The 26,439-nt window shown below is 47.2% G+C and carries 27 protein-coding genes; 13 read left to right on the top strand and 14 right to left on the bottom strand.

All coding sequences use genetic code 11. The features are described 5' to 3' along the window. Positions 1-82: 82 nt before the first annotated feature. The 4 genes from ACTHTA_RS01205 (at position 83) to murU (ending at position 2,660) form a co-directional block, all read left to right on the top strand. Complete coding sequence (locus ACTHTA_RS01205; RefSeq protein WP_313971035.1) at positions 83-592, top strand: protein disulfide oxidoreductase; 510 nt, start codon at positions 83-85, stop codon at positions 590-592. A 338-nt stretch (positions 593-930) separates the two neighbouring features. Further along, complete coding sequence (hpaR, locus tag ACTHTA_RS01210; RefSeq protein ID WP_003681518.1) at positions 931-1,368, top strand: homoprotocatechuate degradation operon regulator HpaR; 438 nt, start codon at positions 931-933, stop codon at positions 1,366-1,368. A 10-nt stretch (positions 1,369-1,378) separates the two neighbouring features. Continuing rightward, entirely contained in the window at positions 1,379-1,879 is a 501-nt protein-coding gene (gene hpaC / locus ACTHTA_RS01215; protein WP_308887097.1) for a 4-hydroxyphenylacetate 3-monooxygenase, reductase component, read from the top strand. An 85-nt stretch (positions 1,880-1,964) separates the two neighbouring features. Next, entirely contained in the window at positions 1,965-2,660 is a 696-nt protein-coding gene (gene murU / locus ACTHTA_RS01220) for an N-acetylmuramate alpha-1-phosphate uridylyltransferase MurU (protein ID WP_308887095.1), read from the top strand. A 93-nt stretch (positions 2,661-2,753) separates the two neighbouring features. Here murU and rarD read toward each other — a convergent pair whose 3' ends face one another. From rarD to ACTHTA_RS01245, 5 genes are all read right to left on the bottom strand, one after another. Then, positions 2,754-3,656, bottom strand: coding sequence for an EamA family transporter RarD (rarD, locus tag ACTHTA_RS01225; RefSeq protein WP_308887094.1), 903 nt, complete (start codon positions 3,654-3,656; stop codon positions 2,754-2,756). A 39-nt stretch (positions 3,657-3,695) separates the two neighbouring features. Further along, the gene (tsaD, locus tag ACTHTA_RS01230) at positions 3,696-4,766 is read right to left on the bottom strand and encodes a tRNA (adenosine(37)-N6)-threonylcarbamoyltransferase complex transferase subunit TsaD (RefSeq protein WP_308887093.1); all 1,071 of its coding nucleotides are present in this window, start codon (positions 4,764-4,766) and stop codon (positions 3,696-3,698) included. Between the two features lie 99 nt (positions 4,767-4,865). Beyond that, entirely contained in the window at positions 4,866-6,053 is a 1,188-nt protein-coding gene (ccsB, locus tag ACTHTA_RS01235) for a c-type cytochrome biogenesis protein CcsB (protein WP_440364008.1), read from the bottom strand. Beyond that, on the bottom strand, positions 6,046-7,998 hold the full coding sequence (locus ACTHTA_RS01240) for a cytochrome c biogenesis protein ResB (RefSeq protein WP_308887139.1): 1,953 nt from the start codon (positions 7,996-7,998) through the stop codon (positions 6,046-6,048). Before ACTHTA_RS01240 ends, ccsB begins: the two co-directional genes overlap by 8 nt. A 265-nt stretch (positions 7,999-8,263) precedes the next feature. Further along, positions 8,264-8,887: a c-type cytochrome gene (locus ACTHTA_RS01245; protein ID WP_003684518.1), complete on the bottom strand. Its 624-nt coding sequence runs from the start codon at positions 8,885-8,887 to the stop codon at positions 8,264-8,266. A gap of 215 nt (positions 8,888-9,102) precedes the next feature. Between ACTHTA_RS01245 and yihA the strand changes: the two genes are divergently transcribed. Together yihA and ACTHTA_RS01255 are read left to right on the top strand one after the other, a co-directional pair. Next, on the top strand, positions 9,103-9,744 hold the full coding sequence (yihA, locus tag ACTHTA_RS01250) for a ribosome biogenesis GTP-binding protein YihA/YsxC (protein ID WP_049336942.1): 642 nt from the start codon (positions 9,103-9,105) through the stop codon (positions 9,742-9,744). A gap of 342 nt (positions 9,745-10,086) precedes the next feature. Next, positions 10,087-10,557 carry a PepSY domain-containing protein gene (locus ACTHTA_RS01255; RefSeq protein WP_308887091.1) on the top strand — a complete coding sequence of 157 codons (471 nt, stop codon included), beginning with the start codon at positions 10,087-10,089 and terminating at the stop codon, positions 10,555-10,557. 83 nt (positions 10,558-10,640) lie between these two features. On the opposite strand, the gene ACTHTA_RS01260 is transcribed toward ACTHTA_RS01255, so the two are convergent. The 7 genes from ACTHTA_RS01260 to ACTHTA_RS01290 form a co-directional block, all read right to left on the bottom strand. Continuing rightward, positions 10,641-10,859: a hypothetical protein gene (locus ACTHTA_RS01260; RefSeq protein ID WP_070836763.1), complete on the bottom strand. Its 219-nt coding sequence runs from the start codon at positions 10,857-10,859 to the stop codon at positions 10,641-10,643. Then, positions 10,837-11,070, bottom strand: coding sequence for an RNA-binding S4 domain-containing protein (locus tag ACTHTA_RS01265; RefSeq protein WP_254347052.1), 234 nt, complete (start codon positions 11,068-11,070; stop codon positions 10,837-10,839). The genes ACTHTA_RS01260 and ACTHTA_RS01265 overlap by 23 nt, the downstream gene beginning before the upstream one ends. 115 nt (positions 11,071-11,185) lie before the next feature. Then, complete coding sequence (locus ACTHTA_RS01270) at positions 11,186-12,091, bottom strand: LysR family transcriptional regulator (RefSeq protein ID WP_308887090.1); 906 nt, start codon at positions 12,089-12,091, stop codon at positions 11,186-11,188. 181 nt (positions 12,092-12,272) lie between these two features. Then, the gene (locus tag ACTHTA_RS01275; RefSeq protein WP_440364158.1) at positions 12,273-12,491 is read right to left on the bottom strand and encodes a DUF2326 domain-containing protein; all 219 of its coding nucleotides are present in this window, start codon (positions 12,489-12,491) and stop codon (positions 12,273-12,275) included. Between the two features lie 12 nt (positions 12,492-12,503). Then, a complete protein-coding gene (locus tag ACTHTA_RS01280; RefSeq protein ID WP_440364157.1) occupies positions 12,504-14,057 on the bottom strand; it encodes a hypothetical protein in 1,554 nt (517 codons plus the stop codon). Further along, the gene (locus ACTHTA_RS01285) at positions 14,057-14,299 is read right to left on the bottom strand and encodes an ABC-three component system middle component 8 (protein ID WP_308887088.1); all 243 of its coding nucleotides are present in this window, start codon (positions 14,297-14,299) and stop codon (positions 14,057-14,059) included. The genes ACTHTA_RS01280 and ACTHTA_RS01285 overlap by 1 nt, the downstream gene beginning before the upstream one ends. Then, on the bottom strand, positions 14,280-15,245 hold the full coding sequence (locus ACTHTA_RS01290) for an ABC-three component system protein (RefSeq protein WP_308887087.1): 966 nt from the start codon (positions 15,243-15,245) through the stop codon (positions 14,280-14,282). The genes ACTHTA_RS01285 and ACTHTA_RS01290 overlap by 20 nt, the downstream gene beginning before the upstream one ends. A 425-nt stretch (positions 15,246-15,670) precedes the next feature. On the opposite strand from ACTHTA_RS01290, the gene ACTHTA_RS01295 reads away from it, so the two are divergent. Then, positions 15,671-16,192: an alpha/beta hydrolase gene (locus ACTHTA_RS01295; RefSeq protein ID WP_308887086.1), complete on the top strand. Its 522-nt coding sequence runs from the start codon at positions 15,671-15,673 to the stop codon at positions 16,190-16,192. A gap of 94 nt (positions 16,193-16,286) precedes the next feature. After that, the gene (gene dnaE / locus ACTHTA_RS01300; RefSeq protein ID WP_308887085.1) at positions 16,287-19,721 is read left to right on the top strand and encodes a DNA polymerase III subunit alpha; all 3,435 of its coding nucleotides are present in this window, start codon (positions 16,287-16,289) and stop codon (positions 19,719-19,721) included. Between the two features lie 345 nt (positions 19,722-20,066). Here dnaE and ACTHTA_RS01305 read toward each other — a convergent pair whose 3' ends face one another. After that, on the bottom strand, positions 20,067-20,402 hold the full coding sequence (locus tag ACTHTA_RS01305) for a hypothetical protein (RefSeq protein ID WP_308887084.1): 336 nt from the start codon (positions 20,400-20,402) through the stop codon (positions 20,067-20,069). A gap of 290 nt (positions 20,403-20,692) precedes the next feature. Here ACTHTA_RS01305 and ACTHTA_RS01310 point away from each other — a divergent pair, with 290 nt between their 5' ends. The 4 genes from ACTHTA_RS01310 to ACTHTA_RS01325 all read left to right on the top strand — a co-directional run bounded on the left by ACTHTA_RS01310 (position 20,693) and on the right by ACTHTA_RS01325 (position 25,166). After that, a complete protein-coding gene (locus ACTHTA_RS01310) occupies positions 20,693-21,187 on the top strand; it encodes a restriction endonuclease (RefSeq protein WP_003681551.1) in 495 nt (164 codons plus the stop codon). Positions 21,188-21,208: 21 nt separating this feature from the next. After that, complete coding sequence (locus tag ACTHTA_RS01315; protein ID WP_308887083.1) at positions 21,209-22,072, top strand: mechanosensitive ion channel family protein; 864 nt, start codon at positions 21,209-21,211, stop codon at positions 22,070-22,072. Between the two features lie 69 nt (positions 22,073-22,141). Next, positions 22,142-23,008 carry a hypothetical protein gene (locus ACTHTA_RS01320; RefSeq protein ID WP_440364156.1) on the top strand — a complete coding sequence of 289 codons (867 nt, stop codon included), beginning with the start codon at positions 22,142-22,144 and terminating at the stop codon, positions 23,006-23,008. Between the two features lie 121 nt (positions 23,009-23,129). Further along, positions 23,130-25,166 carry a M3 family metallopeptidase gene (locus ACTHTA_RS01325; protein ID WP_440364155.1) on the top strand — a complete coding sequence of 679 codons (2,037 nt, stop codon included), beginning with the start codon at positions 23,130-23,132 and terminating at the stop codon, positions 25,164-25,166. 338 nt (positions 25,167-25,504) lie between these two features. On the opposite strand, the gene ACTHTA_RS01330 is transcribed toward ACTHTA_RS01325, so the two are convergent. After that, the gene (locus ACTHTA_RS01330) at positions 25,505-25,768 is read right to left on the bottom strand and encodes a hypothetical protein (protein WP_004520905.1); all 264 of its coding nucleotides are present in this window, start codon (positions 25,766-25,768) and stop codon (positions 25,505-25,507) included. Positions 25,769-26,002: 234 nt separating this feature from the next. Here ACTHTA_RS01330 and ACTHTA_RS01335 point away from each other — a divergent pair, with 234 nt between their 5' ends. Further along, entirely contained in the window at positions 26,003-26,422 is a 420-nt protein-coding gene (locus ACTHTA_RS01335; RefSeq protein ID WP_308887080.1) for a CopD family protein, read from the top strand. Positions 26,423-26,439 lie beyond the last annotated feature (17 nt).

Below are 26,439 nucleotides of genomic sequence, written 5' to 3' on the forward strand. Positions count from 1 at the left end.
CGTTTTCAGAATCGAATCAAAAAGCCTTGCTATGCAAGGCTTTTTTTCATTTATAAAACAATAATCCAATATCCCGCAATATATGATGAAAACCCTGATCCACTACGCCAAATCATTGCTTCAGGCTGTGATTATCTTCATCTTCTTATCCCTGATTGTCGACTGGGTGCGCAAGCCTGACCAACCCTTACAATCAGCAGCACAAACCATCACTTTAACCGATGGGCAAACCACCTCTCTCCAATCCTTCAGCCAAAATCGGGTTGCCATCGTTTATTTTTGGGGCAGCTGGTGTCGTATTTGTTCATACACATCGTCCACCATAGAAAAGCTGCACCAAGACAATATCCCAACACTGGGCATAGCCTTGCGCTCCGGAAGCGACGCAGACATTGCCCACCATATGCAACAAAACAATCTATCCTTTCCAAATTTCAATGATTCAGACGGCCTGATGGCTCAAAAATGGAACATAGCCGTCACGCCGACCATTATCATATTAAAAGATGGCAAAATGATTCATCACACATCCGGACTTTCCAGTTATATCGGCTTAAAAATCAGGGTTTACTTGGCAAATATCTTCAGCTAAATTCATTGAAAATCCACTAAAAATAGAGAATCTAAAGAATAATTTCAACTGAATATATACAACCAATTCCATTTCATAAATAAATAAACTATCTCTTTCCCAATAACATATGATTTTGTTGAGATTATAAAGAAAATAGACTAAGATATAACCATAAGAACAATTGGAAACATTATTATCAAAACAAACTGTTAGAGATCTTCATCTAATATTGTGGCAGTGATGCTTTTGTTCCCATGACCCGGCTGCCGACGGCAGCCTTAAACAGCAATATTCGCCTTTATCAATCTACCTCACGCTTCAACGGTTTGATTTTTGATAACACCGGAGACTTAGTAATGCCCAACCAATCTAAACATGCATCTATCAATATCGGTCTGATTCAGGCGCGGGAAGCATTGATGACCCAATTCCGCCCTATTCTGAACCAAGCCAATATTACCGACCAGCAATGGCGTATCATCCGGCTCTTAGCGGAAAACGGCACACTCGACTTTCAAGATTTGGCCAATCAGGCCTGCATCCTTCGCCCCAGTCTTACCGGCATTCTGACCCGCTTGGAAAAAGCAGGTTTGGCCGTCCGCCTGAAGCCTTCCAACGACCAACGCCGTGTTTACCTGAAACTGACGCCCGAAGGTGAGAAACTCTATGAATCCACCGGCGCATTGGTTGACGAACGCTACGATGCGATTGAAAAAGTTCTATCCAAAGAAAAAATGGCACAACTCAAAGAACTCTTGGCAGAGCTGGCAAAAATCGAACAGGCATTAAAATAAAGAAAGCCGGATGACAGACTCAACACACACACTCAAGAGATCATTTCGAGATGCCATGGCCTCCTGTGCCACCGGCGTGCATGTTATCACGACAGACGGCGAAGCAGGACGCTATGGCATTACCATGACTGCCGTCACTGCCGTTACCGACGAGCCACCGACGGTCATGCTGTGCATCAACCGCCAATCCGCCATCATTCCCATCCTGCAAGGCAACCATGATTTGTGCATCAACACGCTCAACGACAGCCAGCAGGATATCGCCGAACACTTTGCGGGACTGACCGACCTCTCACCCGAAGAACGCTTCGAATACCATATTTGGCATAGAGGGCAAACCGGGCAGCTCGAAGTCGAAGGCGCGCTGGCGCACCTGCACGGCAGCATTGTTGATCAACGCGAAATCGGCACGCATTACGTCTTTTTCGTTCAGCTCAATGAAATCCGCAATACCGACACGCAAGCACCGGCATTGCTGTATTTCCGTAGGCAATTCAAATATTTGGCATAAATAAAGGTCTCAGCCGTCTGAAACATCGGTTTCATTTTTCAGACGGCCTGAGACCTTTTCTGTTTCACACATTATAGGCACACCCATGAAAGCAATGATCCTGGCCGCCGGTCGCGGCGAACGCATGCGCCCTCTGACCGACCACACGCCCAAACCCTTACTCGAAGTAGCTGGCACGCCGCTTATCGGTTGGCACTTGCGCCGCCTGCAACAGGCCGGATTCACTGAAATCGTCATCAACCATGCCTGGCTTGGCCAGCAAATCGAAGATACCTTGAAAGACGGTTCAGACTACGGCGTGCGCATTGCCTATTCTCCCGAACGCGCCGGAGGTCTGGAAACCGCTGGCGGCATTGCCACCGCCCTGCCTCTTTTGGGCGACGAGCCGTTTTTGGTCGTCAATGGCGACGTATTGACCGACATTGATTTCCAAGCTGCACAACTGGCTGCCAAGCGTATGCAGGAACACAACCTTCTCGCCCATTTGTGGCTGGTGGACAATCCGCCCCATCATCCCGAAGGCGACTTCGGCCTGCTTTCAGACAGCCTGGTTTCCGCCTCATCTGCAGACGGCCAAGCCCTGACTTTCAGCGGCGTGGGCGTTTATCACCCCATGCTTTTCAAAGATACCCCGGCGCACCAGGCTGCCAAACTTGCCCCTCTGTTGCGTCAAGCCATGAGCCAAAACCAAATCAGCGGTGAACACCACAACGGCCTTTGGTTGGACGTCGGCACAGTCAAACGCCTGCAAGAAGCCGACCGTATTGCCCAAAGCTGGTAAAACAAAAGGGACGCATCCGATACGTCCCTTTCAATATCAAAGGCCGTCTGAAAATATTGTTCAACTCAGTTTTCAGACGGCCTTAATCTATCATCAAGCTTTAGCCAATTTCTTTTCTTTCTTCATTCCCAACAAGCCATTGGCTATCATCACGCACAATCCCGACCAAATCAGGCCATAGCCGATCAATGCACCTTTTTGTACCGGCTCGCCCAGCCACACAATCGACACGATAAAGAGCAACACAGGTTCCAAATAGCTCAACATACCGAACACTGCAACCGGCAGCAACTGATTTGCCTTCAAATTCAAATGCATGGATATTGCGCTATTAAAGCCCAGCAACACAATAAAAAAGATTAATGTCGGTTTGGCCGCTATCATCGCCGGCGTATCCGTTGCCAGCAAAATATACGCCAACGCAAACGGCGTAATCATCATTAAATCAAAGGCCAGACCGATTAAAGAAGACACGCCCAGTTTTCGGCGCAGTAGATAATAAAACGGATAAGTACCGAACACCCATACAGTCGTCCACGAAAACGCACCCGACCGTACCAATTCACATGCCACGCCTGCACAGGCCAACGCAACGGCAACCCTCTGCAACCGGTTTAAACGCTCTTTAAACCAAATCCGTCCACCCAGCATCATCGCCAAAGGAAACAGGAAATAACCCATGGCGATGTTTACCCCTTCCCCGTTGACCGGCCCCCAGACAAACAGCCACAACTGACTGGCAAATATCGGCGTCGGCAATACAATCAACAGCCACCGCTTCCAATCACGGCCGATATTGTTCGCAAACCGCGCCGCAGCCTGCCAACCGTTGACCATTGTCATCAGCACGCATAAAGCCGACAGCATCGCCACCATACGCCACGCAAAAATTTCTGTGCCGCTCATCGGCTGCATCCATACGCCGTACAGAAACAGCATAGCAAACAATGCATTGGACGTTATGGCCGCCAGCAAACCTTTAGATAAATTCGTCATTTCAGACGGCCTTTCATTGCATCGAAGCAGTCTAATACATCAGCCCTGTTTCACAATATCCGACAGCGGCCAGCGCGGCTTGACATTGAATGCACCAACAGCCTGACGCTCGGCAAGACGCATCGCACCGGCAAAGGCAATCATTGCGCCGTTGTCTGTGCAATATGCCATCGGCGGGAAATAGATGTTGATTTTTTCTTCCTGCGGCTTGGGTTTGCCTTTTTCAGACGGCACTTTGACAGTTAAGCGCGAAAATTCATCACGCAGTTTCCAGTTTGCACCCACACCACCGGCAACCACCAAAGTTCTGAAGCCGGTATCCAACAACGCTTTTTTGGCTTTGGCCGCCAATACGTCAACCACCGCATCTTGGAAAGCGCGGCAAATGTCGTTGCGTGTTTGTTCGGGAATTTCATCGCTACCGGTTTCGGCACGGACTTTTTCGACAGCGGTTAAAACGGCGGTTTTCAAACCGGAAAAGCTCATCTGCAAATCGTGCGAATGGAGCATGGGGCGTGGGAACGTGAAAGTATCAGGTGTGCCGAGTTTGGCCAGCTCGGACAATTTGGCACCGCCGGGATAAGGCAAACCTAAAAGCTTGGCCGTTTTATCAAACGCCTCGCCTGCCGCATCATCCACGCTCTCACCCAGCAAGGTGTAATCGCCGATACCGCGTACAGCCATAAATTGCGTATGTCCTCCCGACACCAGCAAAGCAACAAATGGAAATTCAGGCTTATCGTCTGCCAACAAAGGCGAGAGCAAATGGCCTTCAAGATGGTGGACGGGGATAACGGGCTTGCCGATGGCAAACGCCAATGCATTGGCAAAGCCTGAACCGGCCAGCAATGCGCCGCCCAAGCCCGGGCCTTGCGTAAAAGCAACCGCGTCGATATCGGCATAGCCTACGCCTGCTTCTTTCAAGCAACCTTGCGTCAACGGCACGACACGGCGGATATGGTCGCGGCTGGCCAATTCGGGGACAACGCCGCCGTATTCGGCGTGCATCGCCATTTGTGTGTGCAAATGATGCGCCAACAGGCCGCGCTCGGTATCGTAGAGCGCAACGCCGGTTTCGTCGCAAGATGATTCAATTCCTAATACCAACATGGTTTGAGGCCGTCTGAAAAAATGATTAAAAACGATTCAGACGGCGTTTTCTCCGAAAACGGAAAAAGGCCGTCTGAAATAAAGTGCGGGATAGGCTGCTTACAAAGTGCCGTAAGAATGCAGGCCGCTCAAGAACATATTCACGCCGATAAAGGCAAAGGCGGTAATGATTAAGCCGATGACTGCCCACCAAGCCAACACCCTGCCGCGCCAGCCTGCCACCAACCGCAAATGCAACCAGACAGCGTAATTCAGCCAAACGATGAATGCCCAAGTTTCTTTCGGGTCCCAGCTCCAATAGCGGCCCCACGCGTCAGCCGCCCACAATGCGCCGAGAATGGTGGCGATGGTGAAGAACAGGAAACCGACAGCAATCGCTTTGTACATGACTTCTTCAATGACTTGAGATTGCGGCAGCCATGATTTTTTGCCTGCATCTTCTTTTCTGAGTGCCAACAGTTCGGCAATACCCAGCATGGCGGCGATACAGAATGCGCCGTAGCCGATAAAGTTGGCCGGAACGTGGATTTTCATCCACCAAGACTGCAACGCAGGAATCAGCGGCTGAATGGCATGCGCTTCGCGTGAAACGCTGTACCACAAGACAAATCCGACCACAATCGCCATAAAGCTGAAGACGAAGCCGCCTAGTTTTTGTACGGCAAAACGGCCTTCGTAATAGAGGTACATCAGCGCCGTAATGACCAAGAACAAGATGAATACTTCGTAAAGGTTGGAAACCGGAATATGGCCGGCATCGGGACGCAGCAGATAGCTTTCATGCCAGCGCACCAGCAAGCCGACAAAGCCCGCCACCGCGGAAACCCACGCAAACACGGTACCCATGCCCAAAAGCGTATTGGACGGCACATTTTTGCGCACCGCCGCTATTGCGCCGACGATATAGGCAAACAAGGCGAAGAACACAAACGCGCATTGCCACATAATCGCCGACTGGCTGCTTAACAGGTATTTGAGCAGGAAGCCGTCTGCGTGTTTGATGTCGCCACCATACAAATCAACGGCCAAATACGCCAAGCACACGCCCAAAGGGATAAACCAGCGCATCGGTTTGAAAAACCAACCCAGAAAAACGGCAATACCGGCACTCACCCACAAAATCGCCATTTCGTAGATGTCCATATGCAGACCGGCCTGGGTTTGGGCAATAAACGCACCGATTGCAATCAGCAGCGCGAACGCCCAGTCGAAAAGGTTAAGGTTTCGGATAAATGATTTGTGTGTCAGAAGCTCATGCTCGGGCAAGGCCTGATGTTTGTTATTCATGGTTCAAATCCTTGGCAAGCTGCTGCAATTGCCGTGTGTGTTGCGGAAATTCTTTCTGCAAGTCGCGTTCGTTGCGGCTGGAAGACATGGCAAAACGGATACGGCCGTCTGAAAACAGAAGCCAAGCACGTTTTTCACGAATATAGAACATAAACACCGTACCCAACACCAGCAATACCGAACCCAAATACACCAAGAATGCGCCCGGCGAACGGGTCATCTGCAGGCCGGAAGAGCGTACTTCGGTAAAACTTTCCAGTTGCAGCAGCATCGGCGCGGGATATTCGGTCAAACCGGTGTAAGCATCCATTGCGTGCAGCAGGAAGCGGTTGCGTTTTTCATCTTGCGGCCAAGCCGGCAGATTGTATGTGCTGATCGTGTCTTCCAAAGCGGCATTCATCACGCCATAGAGCATCTCATAGAAATAGCCCTGCATTTTTTCCTGCTGCTCTTTCGGAATGTTGGTAGTGACAAATTCGTCCAAAGCCAAATAGCCGCCTTTGGCAAAAATCGACAAAGTGTTTTCCGCCGCCGCCATGAATTGCTCACGGATTTCGGCAGGCGCACCTTTAACAGCATTGGCAACGGTTTTACGGCGTGCCGCATCGTCTTTCAGATATTGGCGCAAAGCCATAAAGGTGTCGATTTGGCCGTTTTTATCCATCGGAATGCGCAACCAGCGGTATTGCTGCGCCAAGCCGCTGCGTGTGCCGGTAATGAAAAAATAGTCTTCATCTTGTTTTACCGGCAACATATAGTTTTTATATTCGACAGCCTGCCCTGCTTTGTCGCGGATGCGGTAAACGATAGACGGGCCGATATTGGTGTATTTTTTGCCTTCCTGACGGACGGAGCGAACATCGTTGAGGGCGGATTTCAGGTTTTGCTCTTTTTCAGACGGCTCACTCATGTCTTCGACGTTCATCGAAGTAAACTGGTCGAATTCCAGTTTATAAGAAGCTTTGCCCAAATCCAGCGGAAACTCGCGCATGGAAGTTGCTTTGAGTTTGACCGGCGTACGGTCGGTATCAGCCAGATTCCACGCTTTAAACGTCAAGTCAGAGCCGCCGTCGGCAAAACTTGCCTGATAAACCGTGATACCGTGCAGCGTCAAAGGATGATTGACGCGGATAGTGTGTTCGCTGACTTTGCCGGTTGCCTTGTCCGTGACTTCCAAGTCGCTGGCGAAATCGCGCGGCATACCGGTATCGTAAAAATCAATATGAAATTTCTTTAATTTGACCGAAAACGGCAAGTCTTGCACGAGCATGCCGTTATCCGCATTCAGAAATACCACGTCCGCACTCTGACCTTCCGAAATATTGACATTGCCCCTAAACGACAGGTTGGATTCACCCAACACGCTTTCTGGCTTAAAGTCTTTGGCGTAAACCGCAGTATTGTCCGGCACGACTTGGCCGGTGAGCATACCGATTTTCAGCAGGATATTGCTGTCTATCAAACCGCCCAAACAAATCACAATCAGCGCGGCATGGGCAAAGATATAGCCCCATTTGTTCATCACGCCTTTTTTCGCCGCCACCAAAACCGAGCCGTCTTCACGCGTAACGGTTTTACAACCGTAGCCCTGCACTTCCAAATATCGTTGTGCGACTTCGGGCGTCACCTGTCCGTCTAAAACGGTGGAATAGCGCATTGCCGCCAGCGATTTTTCCTTCGCGTTTTCACGGAACGAACGAATCTCGCGCAAAAACGGCGGAACATTGCGAATCAGGCACAATCCGGTGGAAATCACCAAAAACATCATGATGACAACGAACCACGCCGAGGCGTACACGTCGTACAGGCCCAAAAAACCGAAAATCTGCGACCAAAACGGGCCGAATTTCACCAAATAATCAACTTGTGGCTGGTTTTGCTGCAAGACCGTACCGATAATCGAAGCCACGCCCAATAGGCTGAGCAAGGCGACGGCAAAACGCATAGAGCTGAAAAAGGCAAACCATGGTCTGCGGATAAGTGGGACGGATGATGAAGATTTACTCATGTTTCAACTGTCGGCTTTGAACAACCCAATCAATCGGGCTGCGATAGACGTTATGATGCGAAAGGAAGAATACTGTATATTGTAGTCAAAATCTTACTGTCGCTATTTGAAAAAACCAATCAGGCTTATCGGCATATATTGGCTAAGGCCGTCTGAAGGGTTTTCAGACGGCCTGTATCAATAAGCTCGTTTCAAAACGAAATTAGTGCAAACCTTGGATGAAGTTGGCTACTGCGTTCAACTCTTCTTCGCTCAGACGGTTGGCAATATCGGCCATGATGGCGTTTTTGCGTTGGCCGGATTGGTAAGCTTTCATTTGCTCGACAACGTAAGCTTTGTGTTGGCCGCCCAGACGAGGATAGGCTTGGATTTCAGTACCGCCGCCAGGGATACCTGCGCCGCTAGGACCGTGGCAAGACATACATGCCGGCAGTTTTTTAGCGCTCAGACCGCCGCGATAGATTTTTGCGCCCAGCTCTGGGTTTTCTTTAGGATTGGCTTCGCCCGGTTTGCCTTGTTGTTTGGCGTAGTAGGCGGCAGCGTCGCGGATGTCTTGTTCGGACAAGTTCATCACCATCGGTTTCATCACGCCGGCAGCACCGTGGGTACGGGTACCGTCTTTGATGGCCATGGTTTGGCCGTAGGTGTAGGCCGCAGCCTGACCTGCCAGTTTAGGATAAGTTGCGATACCGCTGTTACCATCGGCTGCGTGACACGCCGCACAGATAGTAGTCGCTACCTGTTTGCCTTTTTCAGCATCTGCTTTAGGGGCAGCGGAAACCGCACCGGCAGCCAATACCAAGGCCAATAAAGTCAATCGTTTCATGGAGTGCTCCTGATTACAGCATTGCGTACCGCGTCAATGCCTTTTTTATACTCAAATACCGGGGAATTTTCCCGATTAAAACCGATAATTCTATAAACGTGCTATTCTATACCAAGTTTACATTAAATTACTACTCAAATTACCAAACTGCTGCAACATAAATGCCCGATACAAATTATGATGTTGCAGTTTTGTTTCCACGCAAGGAAATACTGATGAACCTTTTTCAAAACGCCAAATTCTTTACAACGGTCAACCATCTGAAAGACCTGCCCGACACGCCGGCCGAGATTGCCTTTGTCGGCCGAAGCAATGCCGGCAAATCCAGCGCCATCAATACCTTAACCAATCATGTGCGCCTTGCCTACGTTTCCAAAACACCGGGCCGCACCCAACACATCAATTTCTTTGAACTGGAAAACGGCAATTTCATGGTCGACTTGCCCGGCTACGGCTACGCGCAAGTACCGGAGGCCATCCGTGCGCACTGGGTCAAACTCTTGGGCGACTACCTGCAACAACGCCGCCAACTGATCGGCCTGATTTTGATTATGGACTCGCGCCATCCGCTCAAAGCTTTAGACATTCAAATGCTGGACTTTTTCCACATCACCGGCCGCCCTGTGCATATCCTGCTGTCAAAAGCAGATAAACTGTCTAAAAACGACCAGATTAAAACTTTGGCGGCGGTAAAAAAATCACTGAAACCCTACACCGAACGCCAAAAAATCAGCGTTCAACTGTTCTCCAGCCTGAAAAAGCAAGGTATGGACGAAGTTAATCAAGTGGTCGGCTCATGGTTTGACGCGCATCGCGAAGAAATCGAAAATCTTGCAGGCGAAACATCGCCTGAGTGATTGTAAAACAAGACGGAATAAGATAAGTTGACCAACCGCAAATCTTATTCCGTCATTTGGTTTCTCACCATCGCATTTACCATTTAATTCAGGGCATGTATCACACATGCCTTTTTTCATCACGCTTTTTGTTTTCACACGCAAACCACAATCTGCGCCAAATATGCCATCACAACATATCAGCAAGGCCGTCTGAAAGACGCGGCTTCGTTCCTCATTATTATTAAAATGTTAATTTTAGTATTGCAACCCATTACACATCTTAGCGTTTTGCTCATATTCAGCTAATTGTTGAGGCATAGAATGCATTCATCGTTCAACAACACAGTAGGAAAGAAAATCATGAAACGCATTAACGCTTTTATTTCAAAAAAACTCATCATTGCCGGTATTATTGCTTCAAGTTTGGGCGTTGCCGGTGCGGCAGGTACCATGGCTTTCAAAGAAGGTATGTTTGCAAAGGTTTCCGGCCAGCAAGCAGCCGCAGCAGCGGTAGCAGAAGTGGGCGGCGTCGTTAAAGATGTCGATTACAAATACAAACAACATTTGGGCGGCCGTTACAAAGTAGAAATCTTGAAAGACGGCGTTGAATACGAAGCTTTGGTTGATGCTCAAAACGGCAAAGTATTGGCAGTAGCACAAGATGACGATCAAGACAAACGACACTTTGGTAAACATGATAAGCATCATAAACATGATAACTATGACAATGCCGAGCCCCCTTCATCGCAAAATACAGATTATCAGGCTCCTGCAGATGCTGCACCTGACACACCTGAAAATGCAACCGCTTCCGAGGTAACAAAATCTTAATTTAAACTTTAAAAAAGCCAATGCCGTCTGAAACTTTCAGACGGCATTAGCTTTAATGCAGCATTGTTTGAAGCCAATCGTTTTCAGACGGCCTTTGCCTCATCTTCGCCATCAGTCCAACCCGCTTCTTTCAATTTCCGCTGTTGCGCGTCATATCGGGCTTTTTCCGCCCAATACATTGTCTGGATACAGGCATCGCCGCACTCGCTGCCGCAACATTCCCACGACTCGGGGCGGATAGGTTCGTCTAAAAGCGGCTCGCCCAAGATGGCTTCGGCTTTATTCTTCAGGGTCGTATCCATCAGCAATTTCCAAGCGTGCGCCGTCAAATTCAATCACTTCGCCGCCGCGTATTTTGGCGGTTTTACGGGTTTCGATTTCGCCGTTGCGCAACACCAGCCCTTCGGCGATAAACGCTTTTGCCTGTCCGCCGCTTTCGGCAAGGCCGGCCAGTTTTAACAGGTCGCATAAAGCGATGTATTCGTTGTCTTCAAGATAGACGGTTGCTTCCATAATTCAATCCTTTTTAATAATGGCGATATTTTAACATGGCCGTCTGAAAGAAAATCCTCCTCCTATTTTATTCATTCTGATAAACCCAAGAGCTTTGCAAAATTCTCACGCTTGGCTATCTCTCGAATTCCTTTTTCAAAATTCCTTCAAGTATTTCAAAGACTTTTAAGACCCTTGGTGGTGTAACAGTTTCGTATGGGCGGTATAAAAACAGTTGCCATTTTTGAATCTCCACTTCAGGAAATAAACGAACAAGCTGTCCTGATTTTAGATAAGGCTCACACAAGAAATCACTCAACATTCCTGCTGATTTTCCTTGCAATACAGCCTGCAAATAGCTGTATAAATCTGTACTTAAAAAATTAATACGGCGGGGGTTCAAGACTTGCTCACTGTTAATCGGGAAATGCCATGCTCGCCCTGTGTTAAGGTTAATTTGTCCGGCAAAAGGATAGTGTTCTGCCAAATCATCTAATGAAGTAGGTTTGCCTAGTTGTGCTATGAGCTCCGGTGAGGCAACTAATATATCGCCAATGTCCGTAATTTTTTTAACAATAAAATTTTCATCTAGTTTTAAACCAATGCGCAGCCCGATATCAACACGGTGCGTTATGGCATCAAGTTTGCTCATATCGTCACGCCAATCAATAATCAGATCAGGATAAGGTACAAGTGCGGTCAGTAATTGCGACAGAACACTATCATTAATTCGCCAGCTCGGCACGGTAATGCGTACCAAACCTGTCATGTCATTTTCTTGACGTTGTTTTCTGGATATAAATAAGCGTTCGCTTTGTGCCAATAAAGCTTGCGCCTCAGGTAAAAATTGCTCACCAAAATCGGTCAGCCTAACCTGTCTAGTATTACGTTGAAAAAGCGGCTCGCCTAAATAATCTTCCAATTCAGCAATGATTCGTGTAATAACGGGTGGCGAAACAGCTAAGCGATTGGCGGTTTCTTTAAATTGTAAGGTTTCCGCCAGTGAACAGAAAATTTTTAGGCTTTCAAAGCGATTTTTCATATGGTTCCTTGATGAATTTGGTAAGACCTACCCTATCGTACTATTTTCTTTGCTTTACAGATGACGTACAAACGGTCATTTTTCCAGCTATTTTGCAAAAACTAAAAAATTTAACTGCTGAAATAAATAGAAAAATGTCGTCTGAAAGATCCATTTCAAACGACATTTTTACAAATTGAAGTTACCAAATAGGCATTTTAAATAGTCTACCGTCTTGCCCATCATCATGTAGTGTTAGAACAATTTCATTTTCCATAATTGATGTTTCCATGCCTTGTGTTTCTGAATTAATTGTTGTCGCAATAATTTGAATTCCTAAATTACTATATTCTCTCAATACTTTTAGGAGCAACTCTTTTTTACGATCATCCAAACCATCAAAAACGCCATCAATATAAATAAATTTAGGAAATTACTTATCAAGATAAGCTCTAACAACTGCCAAATCAAAAGCAATACATAGAAATTTTCTATATGTATTACCTTGACTTTCATTAGTATTTTTCCCAGATTCTTGATATTCCGCTTTAAACTCAAAATTACTATTATCATTTAATGAAACGAATAGCTCACCATCTTTTTTTAAGACAGCGTTAATTATCTCATTAAAATAAATTCGAATCTTTGAAAATATGCTTTCAGTACTATTATTAACTTGAGAAACATTTAATACCATTCTATTTTGAATATCATTCAAGGAAAGCTGTAAGTCTCTTTTTTGTTTTTGCAACTCTAATACTTTTTTAATATTCTCTTTTTGTTTTTCCAAATCAATTATTTCAGCCTGAACAATAGAAATTTGACGATTAGATTCTCTAAACTTATCCATTAATTCGTTTTCTTGCAAAAATTCGAGTTGCTTTGCTCTCTCATCATTTAGTTTAGTCAATTCTTCCTGAATTTTTATGAGTTCAGATTGATTTGCCTGTAGCTCTTGTTTTAGATAAGAGTTTCTCTCTTTTGTGATTGCATTATTAAAGTCAATTAATTGTTCAAAATCTCTCTTAACTTGTTTAGGAAACAGTATCTTAACTTCGTTAAATAAATTTTCTACATCATCAGAATTAAATTTTATTTTACTATTAGAAAATGATTTCTCTAGATGATAAATGTTATTTTTTGTAGAATATTCTTTCATATTTAAAGACACTATTTTATTATCAAGTTCAGAAACTAACCTTTCGATAGATTTATCATCAATTTCACGAAAATTAAATTTTTCAACAAGACTAGTTAATTGAACAAGCTCATTATTTCTAAGTAATAAACGACCATCTGTTTTACTTAAAGCTTCAAGTGCAGATTTTTCATCTATTTTTTGTTCCTTAATTTTATTTTCTAAATCAGACACTTGTTTATCAAGTTGGTAACGTTGCTTTGCAAGCTCTCCATTAAAACCTAATAGATCAGCCATATAAGGCTTCCAATCAACATCTTTGCCGCCACGATATTTTTGAAGTTGGAATATTTGATGAAAATCATCTTGAGTACGAATAAGATAGCCAATCAACTTACGATAATCCCAACTTTTTATTGCTTTAAAATTTAATTTTCCATCTAAATAATCTTTTGCTTTATCAAAAGATAATTCGTAGTAATCCCATTTTTCTTCAGGTAAAGAACTAAAATCTTGATTTGGTTCGTCATGTAGTAAAAAACTAATTTTTGTATTATTCTTAACTCCTCTTTTTATGGTTAAATATTTCCCTGAAATTAACTTAAGCTCTAGGAAAAAGATAAAACCTTCAAAAACCCCTTTGTTTTTAAATAAAAAGTGATCTTTATGTTTCCTAGCTAAAAACATAAAATCTAAAAGGCGAGCAAGTGTAGTCTTCCCTAAATTATGGGAATCTAAATCGTGATTTTTAGGGTGTTTTACATCACCATAAATGAAGTTTAGTCCTTCATTAAATTTAATCTCATTAAATTTTTGTGCAAGGTTACTATATAGTTTAGAAATTTTCATTATTTCTGCTCAATATATTCAATCATGTCTGTTTTTGCTTGATAATCAATCAAGCCAAGTAAAAATAGAAAGTTCAATGCTGGTAAAAATAAATATTCCCCACTAACTATTTCTTTTTTAATAAAACTTAATAATGCTTCATAAGGCATAATTTTTTGATTCTTAAGTTTCTTAAGAATTAGAAAAGTAGCATAAACTAAGGTTTTATCAGGGTCATTATGTTTACTCGGACGAATCATCATTTGATTTTCCTATATCACAGTTCCAATACATATAAAAAACCATCATTCTAGTAAGTCTCCTATATTTATATAATACATAATCTCTGTTTGTTAGGTAGGATACTAACTCATTGTATATATCGTCAAAATAGTTTAATTCTCTTTGCTTGGGAATAATATACTGCAACTGAAATTCTTCAATCGATTCTTGATAAGATGTTAATATATGATAATTCTGTGGATCTTTTAAGAACTGGTCAATCTGAAAGATATGTTTCATGTACAACTTTTCTAATTCTTTTGCAGTCTCATCTCTTAAGTTGTTTAATTTATTTTTTTCTTTATAACTTGTTCTAATTGTTGGTAGTAATTCTTTTTGTACATTTTCATCTTTAAACACTTTAGAGAATTGACCAATCAATTCAGAAAGTTCGTTAAGATTTATTGTGGGGGCAATATTCAGTGGCTCTAAATTAATGCTTCTCATATTAGCGATATGTGGGTAGCGATCTAAATAGTAATTTAAATCATCAATACCAAATATCCCGATATCATAACTATTCAATTCCGTATTTTTAGCTATATATTCTATAATTTGGGGCTTAGCCCCACCTGTTAAACTACGGTTGGAAAAAAGCATATAATGATCAATATTATTATATTCTACCATTTTCTTGATTTTTATAACTTCTTTTGCAAGAATATTACTCCCACTATTTTCACTATAAAAGTCAGGATCCGTAAAATGTTTATTAATACCTTGAGTGTGTTTTGCTTGAATGATGGTGTGCCCTTCCCAAGGCTCTCGCTCGCTAGGATAAGAATTTGCTTTACCGTAGAATTCCCCATCTTTACCACCATCAGCCCCTACGGAAAATCCTTGTGTTCCTTCACCAAGAATTTGTTTACAAATGGCCACCACAAGATTTTCAAAACGACTATCATCTAAATCAAAATATTGATGCATAATTTTTGTTACTCATTAGAACAATGTAGACTATGTGCGGTATTGTATCAATACTTTATCATATTTTTCAGTGGATCCAAGAAAAAATAGGTGGATAACCTTATTTCTCCTCCCCACCAACCAATATACCACAAGCACGCCGTCGATTTCTTTTTTCAACTGATAGAGTCCTGTGATCAGAATCTTAAGGCAATTGTCGCGAATATACAGTAAGTTATCGGTTTCACGCGTATTCTTGGGTATATAATACGTCATTGTACATATAAAATTTCATCGACTTTACAGGCCTAAAGTCAATTTCTTTAGCATCCAGCTTGCCTAATAGGTGATGTCATTCAACACAATAGAATTAAAAATGCCCGATAAAATCGTGTCTTTCTGACTTTCATCAGACCCGTGTTACAGCAAACGGCTATGAAATCAAAATGCAAGCGAATGCTGATGGTTCATACGACCGCGCACCTGCACAAAGTGCTGATGCACGTTATAAAATGAAATTGGATATGAGCAACGCACGTTGGGAAACATCAAAAAACGGTTATACTGACTTATTACCGGCCAACAACCTTGATCCGAAAAAAGATTTCACGGCGGAAACCCCTAAATTCGTTAAAGAATACGCCAACTTCTACCGTACCGAACGCGGCTACCACCCTCGTAGCGTAAACTCAAACCCTGATGCGTCTTGGACTGTAACGGGTATGTTACCGCTGATTAATATGCCAATTTTGAAATATGCGGCAGAATTGAAATCGCCAGCTTTAGTGGTTCACGGTGAAATTGCTCACAGCCGTTACTTCGGTGAAGATGCTTATAAAGCATTAGGTAGCAAAGATAAAGAGCTATACATCGTACCAGGTGCAACACACACGGATTTATACGACAACAGCACGGGTAAAATTCCGTTTGATAAATTCGAGCAGTTCTTCAAAGCGAAATTGAAATAATGTGAATAAATAAAAGGCCGTCTGAAATGAGTGTTTCAGACGGCCTTTGTCAACCCTGCTACAATACAGTTTTTCTTTTTTCACCGATTTTGCCATGACCGAGCCGACCTACATCCCCCTGCGCCTGCATACCGAATTTTCGATTACCGACGGTATGGTACGGATTAAAAAACTGATTGCCAAAGCGCAAGAATACGGTTTGCCTGCTTTGGGCATCAGCGATTTGATGAACGAATTCGGTTTGGTGAAATTCTATAAAGCCTGCCGCGGTGCAGGGATTAAGCCCATCGGCGCGGCGGATGTATGGATAGGCAATCCAAATGCGCCCGACAAGCCCTTTCGCGCCATGCTGATTATCCGCAACGATGCGGGCTATCTGCGCTTGAGCGAGCTTTTGACGGCGGCTTATGTCGGAAAAGACCGCAATATCCATCATGCGGAACTCAATCCCGAATGGCTGGAAAACGGCGACAACAGCGGCTTGATTTGTTTGAGTGGCGCGCATTACGGCGAAGTGGGCGTGAATCTATTGAACGGCAATGAAGAAGCGGCGCGGGCGGCGGCGTTGAAGTATGCGGCGTGGTTTCCCGATGCGTTTTATTTAGAGCTGCAACGCCTGCCAGAACGCCCTGAATGGGAGGCTTGCGTTTCCGGCAGCGTGAAGCTGGCGGAGGAACTGGGTTTGCCGGTGGTGGCGACGCATCCGACACAGTTTATGAGCAGCGATGATTTCAACGCGCACGAGGCGCGGGTGTGTATCGCTGGCGGCTGGGTACTGACGGACAAAAAACGTCCGCGCGATTTCACGCCGAGCCAGTTTTTCATTCCGCCGGAAACCATGGCCGAACGTTTCGCCGACTTGCCCGAAGCCTTGGAAAACACGGTGGAAATTGCCAAGCGCTGCAATCTGCACATCACATTGGGCAAAAACTTCCTGCCGCTCTTCCCTACTCCGGACGGCCTGTCGCTGGACGATTATCTGGTGAAGCTGTCCAACGAGGGTTTGCAGGAACGCATGGTTCAGCTTTATCCCGACGAGGCGGAACGGGCGGCGAAAATGCCGGAATATCAGGAGCGGCTGGATTTTGAGTTAAACATCATCATCCAGATGAAATTCCCCGGCTATTTCCTTATCGTACAAGACTTTATCAACTGGGCGAAAACACATGGCTGTCCGGTAGGGCCGGGACGCGGTTCGGGTGCAGGTTCGCTGGTGGCGTATTCATTGAAGATTACCGACCTTGATCCGCTCAAATACGCGCTGCTGTTTGAACGTTTCTTAAACCCTGAACGCGTTTCCATGCCTGACTTTGACGTGGACTTCTGTCAGGCAAACCGCGGCCGCGTGATTGAATATGTGCGCGAGAAATACGGCGCGGAAGCAGTCAGCCAGATTGTGACTTTCGGCACGATGTCGTCCAAAGCGGTCATCCGCGACGTGGGACGCGTGCTGGAACTGCCGTTTATGCTGTGCGACAAACTGTCCAAGCTGATTCCGTTGGAAGCCAACAAACCTCTGGGTCTGGACGATGCAATGAAGGCCGAGCCGCAAATTCAGGAATTAATCGAAGCGGAAGAAGCGGACGAACTGATTACGCTGGCGAAAAAGCTGGAAGACCTAACGCGCGGTTTAGGTATGCACGCAGGCGGCGTGTTGATTGCGCCGGGCAAGATTTCCGATTACAGCCCTGTGTATCAGGCGGACGAATCCGCCTCACCCGTATCCATGTACGACAAGGGCGACGTGGAAGACGTGGGTTTGGTGAAATTCGACTTTTTGGGTCTGCGCAACCTGACCATTATCGAAATGGCGCAGAACAACATCAAAAATACCACCGGCGATATCGTCGATGTCGGCAAGATTCCGCTCGACGACCAAGCCGCCTACCAAATCTTCCGCGATGCGAACACCACCGCCGTCTTCCAGTTCGAGTCGACCGGCATGAAAAAAATGCTGAAAACGGCGCACACCACCAAGTTTGAAGAACTCATCGCCTTCGTATCGCTCTACCGACCCGGCCCGATGGACAACATCCCCGACTTCGTCGCGCGCATGAAGGGTCAGGAATTCCAATACATCCACCCGCTGCTCGAAGGCATCCTCGCGCCGACCTACGGCATTATGGTGTATCAGGAACAAGTGATGCAGGCGGCGCAGATTATCGGCGGCTACTCGCTCGGCGGCGCGGACTTACTGCGCCGCGCCATGGGTAAGAAAAAACCCGAAGAAATGGTGAAACACCGCGAAATCTTCGCCGAAGGCGCGGCGAAACAAGGCATTTCGCGCGAAAAATCCGACGAAATCTTCAACTACATGGAAAAATTCGCCGGCTACGGTTTCAACAAATCCCACGCCGCCGCCTACGCCCTGATTTCCTACCAGACCGCATGGCTCAAGGCGCACTACCCCGCCGAATTTATGGCGGCTACCATGTCGTCTGAATTGGACAACACCGACCAGCTCAAACATTTCTACGACGACTGCCGCGCCAACGGCATCGAGTTCCTGCCGCCCGACATCAACGAATCCGACTACCGCTTCACGCCGTATCCGAACATGAAAATCCGCTACGCACTTGGCGCGATTAAAGGCACGGGCGAAGCCGCCGTCGAATCCATCATCGCCGCGCGGCAAAGCGGCGGCAAGTTTACCGGCCTGTTGGACTTCTGCGAGCGCGTCGGCAAAGAACACATGAACCGCCGCACCCTCGAAGCCCTGATACGCGGCGGCGCGTTCGACAGCATCGAACCCAACCGCGCCATGCTCTTGGCAAACATCGACCTCGCCATGAACAACGCCGACCAAAAAGCCGCCAACGCCAATCAGGGCGGGCTGTTTGACATGATGGAAGACGCCATCGAACCGGTGCAACTCGTTGACGCGCCCATGTGGAGCGAATCGGAAAAACTCGCCGAAGAAAAAACCGTCATCGGCTTTTATCTGTCCGGCCACCCGTTCGGCCCGTATGCCCAAGAAGTCCGCCAAATCGCCCCGACCAAATTAGGCCGTCTGAAACCGCAAGACAGCGTGCGCCTCGCCGGATTCGTGACCGCCGTGCGCACCATGATGGGCAAGCGCGGCAAAATCGCCTTCGTCAGCCTCGAAGATTTGAGCGGACAGATTGAAATCATGGTCAGCGGTCAGACGCTGGAAAACTGCGCCGACTACCTCAAATCCGACCAAGTGCTGATTATCGAATCCAAAGTCAGCCGCGACGACTACGGCGGCGGCGACGGGCTGCGCATCATGGCAAACCAAGTCATGACCCTGCAAATGGCGCGCGAACGCTACGCCCGCAGCCTCAGCCTCGCCCTCGCCCCCGGCCACGACATCACACGCCTTGCCGCCATTCTCACCGCACACCGCCTGCCCGACACGTCGCACATTCCGCTGCAACTGTCGTACAGCAACGGCAAAGCATCGGGCAAATTGAAAATTGCGCCCAAATGGATGGTAACGCCAAGCACCGCCTTGTTTGACGAACTGGAAACATTGCTCGGCAGCAGGGCAGTTCGTGTGAATTGGTAAAACTAAAGGCCGTCTGAAACCACACGTTCAGACGGCCTTTAATTTAAAAATCGCTTTTAAAACATAAATCAATATTCGGCTTTCAGACGGCCTTATTGAATAGAGCAATTATCTGAGAAGTTTATTGCACAAAGCCTTTGGCCAATAAGGAAAGGTAGCCCACAACAAAGGGGAGCGACAATGCCGAAACAATGCCAAGCACCCAGTAAATACATTGGTTCAGTACAGTTTTTGAGGCGGTAAGCCGCAGCAGTTTTAAATATAGGGCAAACCAAACAAAGGGAGTGAAAATACACCCCTTTTTCCTACAGATGCCCCATATTAAAGGCCGTCTGAAAAACAGTTTTATTTAATGATTTCAACAGGGCCGTGGTCGTCGCAGTGATCGCCGTGTTTGTGATGCAGACGGCCGTTGACGATGTAGTCAACATGATCGCCGTGCGGTACGGCTTCGTGGCCGCAACCTTTGCCGTGAACGTGGCCGTGGCAGCTGTCAACCGGATGGCAGCCGTCAGGGTTGGTTTCATTGACGCTCAGTGCATGCTCGTCGTAGTGACCGTTGTGCTCATGGTGCAGGTGGCCGTCGTGCAGATAATCAACGTGGCCTTCGTGTTTGATGGCAGTGTGGCCGCAGTTTGCGCCGTGGACGTGGTCATGATGTTCGTGGGTTTTGCAGGTCATTTTTTCTCTCCTAATGTTCAGTGAATAGCAATCTTTCTCGATTGATTTTTTTATCTTATCTTTTTTTGATATAAACGTAAAAAATTTTACAGTTATTAATATATTGTTACGATATATCATCTGTTGATATATCGGCCTATTTTATTTTTTCAGACGGCCTTTCATTTATAATTCATTTATTTTCAGCGAGAACTTCAAACCCTTCCGACAATGCAAAATATCGAATCTCTCAGCCGTAACGGGTAACATGGAAACAAAGGGATGGGTTCTTCAAACAAACAGGTACTGCAATGGGAAAACAAGCCAGACTTTATATGGTTCGCAGCACGCAAGGTGCGCTTTATGACGTATTTTTCGAGCGCGGCGTGGCGGCGTTGGCTTGGCCCATGCTGGCTGAAGCGGCGGCAAAAGGTTTTGGCCGTGAGGAGCTGACCGATATTTACCGTTCGGCCGTGCCGGATGTGAAGTTGAGAACGGCGCAATCGGGCGCGGCTCAAATGTGGCGGTTTGTCAACGAATTGGCTGATGGAGATGCCGTACTGACCTACTCGCCTGCCTTGCGCCGTTATCGGGTTGGCAGGATTACAGGCGGCGCGGTGCATTGTCCACAATGGGACGATGAAAAAATGTCGCTGGTGCGGCCGGTTGAGTGGCTGGGCGAAGTGTGCCGCGATGATTTGAGCGTGGCAGCACAACGGGCTTTGGGCAGCGTGGCAACTTTGTTTGCGGTATCGGAAGCATGTGCGGCAGAAATTTTTGAACGCGTGGGTTTTCAGACGGCCTAAAAAGGGAAAGGAAACAGTATTATGTGGAACACCATACAGGAATGGCTGAACGCTTTGCCTGTCAGTGAAGAGATCATCAAATCGGTTTTAATGTCAGTGGTGATGATTGTGGCCGTTATTACCGGGCGCAGCATCTTACTTTCGGCGCATTTTCGCAGCCATCCGGATTTGAGTATCGAAAACAAACGCCGTTCTCTGGTGGTCAGCCGCAACATTACCATGCTGCTGCTCTTGTTCGGGCTGGCGATGATTTGGGCGGCGCAGATTCAAACTTTGGCGTTGTCAATGTTTGCGGTAGCCGCAGCAATTGTGGTGGCGACCAAAGAATTGATTATGTGTTTGTCCGGCAGCATCCTGCGCTCAGTGACTAAACAATATTCCATCGGCGACTACATCGAAATCAACAGCCTGCGCGGACGGGTGGTCGATATCAATATGCTGAACACGCTGATGATGCAAATAGGCCCAAATCCGTTGATTGGCCAGCTTTCCGGCAAAACGCTCTCGTTTCCCAACAGCCTGCTTCTGAGCCACACCGTGCGCCGCGACAATATTTTGGGCGATTATGTGATTCATACGGTGGAAATTCCCGTGCCGATTCATTTGGATTCGGACGAAATCATAGGCCGTCTGAAAGACGTTCTTGAGCCCTTGTGCGAGCCTTATGTCCCTGCCATCAAGCAGCATTTGGAAAACGTGCAAACCCAAAAATTGTTTATCACGCCCGCCGCCCAGCCGCGTGTATCCCGCGTGCCACATGACGATAAGGTGTACAACATCATCGTGCGCTTTGCCTCGCCCGTAGCCAAACGCTTGGAAATCCAACAGGCGGTTTTGGACGAATTCTTGCGCACGCAATACCAATTAATCAATAAATTAAAATAGCCAAGTTTATATATATACTATCAAATCCCTTACAATACCCAAATTCACAATCAACAATAAGGAAAACTCATGTTGCCCGAATCAGCCCTTGCCGAAATGTACCCTGTAATCATGACCCCCAGCCATGACGGCAAATATTTCCACAACTACACCCTCTCACTTCTGAACATCGTCCACACCAACGCCTCGCACGGCCTGCCGCTTCAAGTAATGATACAACGCGGCGAAAGCCTGATTACGCGCGCGCGCAACAACTGCGTGGCCAGATTTTTGGAAAACAAAGAATGGACGCATTTATTCTGGATTGACTCCGATATCGGCTTCTCTCCCGATTCATTCTACCGCCTGCTCTTGGCCGATAAAGACGTTGTGGCCGGCGTTTATCCGCTCAAACGCGAAAACTGGCCCCAAGCAGGCCTTCCTGCCGGTATGACCCAAGCCGATTTCGAGCGCATGTACACTTCTTACACCGTCAACACCAACGACAAAAATGAAAACGGCGAAATCGTCCTGAAAGTCGATGAAGAAGGCTTTATGAAGGTTCATGACGCGCCAACCGGCTTCATGGTCATCAAACGCAGCGTATTTGAAAAAATGATAGAGGCCTATCCCGAGTTGAACTACGTCTCCGACAGCGACTACAGCTCGGAAAACAAAGGCCTGCACTACCGTTTCTTCGACTGCATGGTCGATCCCGAAAGCAAGCGCTACCTGTCTGAAGACTACACCTTCTGCCACCTCTGGCGACAAATCGGCGGAGAAGTGTACGTCGACGTACAATCCAACCTGACCCACCAAGGCGCAAAAGTGTATCGCGGCTCGTTTGCCGAATCCCTGCAAACCAATATTGCCAATGCCGTATTTGCCCCGAAAGGCACGCCGATGCGCCTCGAACTGGCTGCACCGTTGCACGCCAATCCGCGCGGCGCAGAATAAGATTGGCCGACAGGCAGGCGGGACACTTTAATTCTGCCTGTCTGCCACCATATAACGCCTATCGTTTTCTTTTCAGACGGCCACAAGGCCGTCTGAATCCATCTTATTCAGGAGAAACCATATGAGCGACAACGTCCTGCTCCACTTGGGCGAAGAACCCCGTTTCGACCAAATTAAAACCGAAGACATCAAACCCGCCCTGCAAACCGCCATCGCCGAAGCGCGCGAACAAATCGCCGCCATCAAAGCGCAAACGCATACCGACTGGGCCAACACCGTCGAAAAACTAACCGATATTACCGAACGCGTCGGCCGCATTTGGAGCGTGGTTTCCCATCTCAACTCCGTGGTCGATACGCCCGAGCTGCGTGCCGTATACAACGAATTGATGCCTGAAATCACCATTTTCTTCACCGAAATCGGTCAAGACATCGAGTTGTACAACCGCTTCAAAATCATCAAAAATTCTGCCGAATTCAACACCCTCTCCCAAGCGCAGCAAACCAAGCTCAACCACGACTTGCGCGACTTCGTCCTCAGCGGTGCCGAATTACCGCCCGAACAGCAGGCAGAACTGGCGCAACTGCAAACCGAAGGCGCGCAACTGGGTGCCAAATTCGCACAAAACGTCCAAGACGCGACCGACGCTTTCGGCATTTACTTTGACGATGCCGCGCCGCTTGCCGGCATCCCCGAAGACTCCATCGCCATGTTTGCCGCCGCCGCGCAAAGCGAAGGCAAAACAGGCTACAAAATCGGCTTGCAGATTCCGCACTACCTCGCCGTTATCCAATACGCCGACAACCGCGAACTGCGCGAACAAATCTACCGCGCCTACGTTACCCGTGCCAGCGAATTGTCTGACGAAGGCAAATTCGACAACACGGCCAACGTCGAACAAACGCTTGCAAACGCGCTGAAAACCGCAAAACTGCTCAGCTTTAAAAACTACGCCGAGCTGTCGCTGGCAACCAAAATGGCGGATACGCCCGAACAGGTTCTAAACTTCCTGCACGACCTTGCCCGCCGCGCCAAACCGTTTGCCGAAAAAGACTTTGCCGAAATCAAAGCCTTTGCACGCGAGAGTCTGAATATCGAAGATCCGCAATCTTGGGATTTGAGCTACGCCGCCGAAAAACTGCGCCAAGCCAAATACGCCTTCAGCGAAACCGAAGTGAAAAAATACTTCCCTATCAGCAAAGTATTGGCAGGCCTGTTTGCCCAAATCAAAAAACTCTACGGCATCGAGCTGGCTGAAAAAACAGTCCCCGTTTGGCACAAAGACGTGCGCTATTTCGAGCTGAAACAAGACGGCCAAACCATCGGCGGCGTTTACATGGACTTGTACGCACGCGAAGGCAAACGCGGCGGCGCATGGATGGACGGCTACAAAAGCCGCCGCCGTTTCGCCGACGGTACGCTGCAACTGCCGACCGCCTACCTCGTCTGCAACTTCACCCCGCCCGTCGGCGACAAAGAAGCGCGTTTGAGCCACGACGAAATCATCACCCTCTTCCACGAAACCGGCCACGGCCTGCACCACTTGTTGACCCAGGTTGACGAAGTGGGCGTATCCGGCATCAACGGCGTCGAATGGGACGCGGTCGAGCTGCCTAGCCAATTCATGGAAAACTTCGTTTGGGAATACGACGTATTGGCGCAAATGTCCTCGCACGAAGAAACCGGCGCAGTATTACCGAAAGAGCTGTTCGACAAAATGCACGCGGCTAAAAACTTCCAACGCGGTATGTTCCTCGTCCGTCAAATGGAATTTGCCCTCTTCGACATGGAAATCTACCATCAGGAAGACGAAGGCCGTCTGAAAGAATGGCCGCAAATCTTGGACAAAGTGCGTCAAGAAGTCGCCGTGACCCAACCGCCGGCATACAACCGCTTTGCCTTGAGCTTCAGCCACATCTTCGCCGGCGGCTACTCCGCAGGCTATTACAGCTACGCATGGGCGGAAGTTTTGAGTGCAGACGCTTACGCCGCTTTTGAAGAAAGCGACGACGTTGCCGAAACCGGCCGCCGCTTCTGGAAAGAAATACTGGCTGTCGGCGGTTCGCGCAGCGCAGCAGAATCCTTCAAAGCCTTCCGCGGCCGCGAACCAAGCCTGGATGCCCTGCTCCGCCACAGCGGCTTCGACAACGCCGCTTGATCGGAAAATCTGCCGTTTTTATTGCTGATTCAAAGCTAAAGGCCGTCTGAAATGTTTCAGACGGCCTTTTTATAATCAATTCAAGATTTTCAGCAAAACAAATAAAACTATTCCGCCGATACCCCCGCAATGATTGCCAAGCTCAATATTTTCCCAATGCAGACAAGCCGCCCATAAAAACAGGGCATGTTCCCCATGCCCTATCATTTGAATTTCAGACGGCCTTTCGGTTGTCAAAATTTATTAGGAACAATGAGTAAACCCTATCCCTAACAAGACTTCGAGGAAAACAGAAATCCGCATTTCAAACTCCTATCTCCCCCTGCCCAACGCTAAAATTAGTTTTTGCCTTTTTTATCGCCGGCTGCCAAACGCATATTGATAAATTCCATCATCAAATCTTTTTTCGTCCAGAAAAAGGTTTTCATTTTTTCCAAAGAATAGATTTTCCGAATCATCGCCGGCAATCCTGCGTGAACGATGGCCGCGACTTCGCCATTGGTTGTTTCATTATCCATGGCGGCTTTGAGGTTTAGATTGTGCGTATTCAGGTAGTTGCTAAGCTCTTTCCTGACGCTGTTGCTGATTTCGAATTGTTTCATGTTTTCCGTCCATAATGTTTTTATAATTAAATAGCATAGGATTCTAACAAGTTTTTTGCATTGTGCATATCCCAACTTGCATATTGTTGCGAAATTTACAATTTGGCTTTTGGGTAAATTTGTGCCTGCAACACATTGTTGCGACGCACTAAATCGGATTGTTTTGACTATTTTGTTTTGGCTCGGGCCGTATTGCGGATAAAATAATGGTTTTAGGTTTTGAGGCCGTCTGAAATGTATTTGTGGTTTAAGCTACTGCATGTGTTTTTTGTGATTTCTTGGTTTGCCGGACTGTTTTATCTGCCGCGGATTTATGTGAATCTGGCGCAATTAGAGCCTGGCAGCGTGGAATATATACGGCTGACGGATATGTCGCGGCGGCTGTACCGCTTTATGTCGCCTTTGGGCTGGGGAACGCTGATATTCGGCGCGGCCATCGGGTTTGTAAACAATTGGTGGGGCAACGGCTGGCTGGCGGTTAAATTATTGTGCGGCCTGCTGCTCTTGGCTTATCAGCTTTATTGCGGCCTGCTGCTGCGCCGTTTTCAAAACGGCAGCAATATGTATTCGCACCGCTGGTATCGGGTATTCAACGAACTCCCTGTATTGATGATGATGGCCGCGCTTTATATGGTGGTTTTCAAGCCGTTTTAATCTTCAGACGGCCTGTT

The sequence above is a fragment of the Neisseria sp. P0013.S005 genome (assembly GCF_051958425.1).
Taxonomy (GTDB): Bacteria; Pseudomonadota; Gammaproteobacteria; order Burkholderiales; family Neisseriaceae; genus Neisseria; species Neisseria subflava.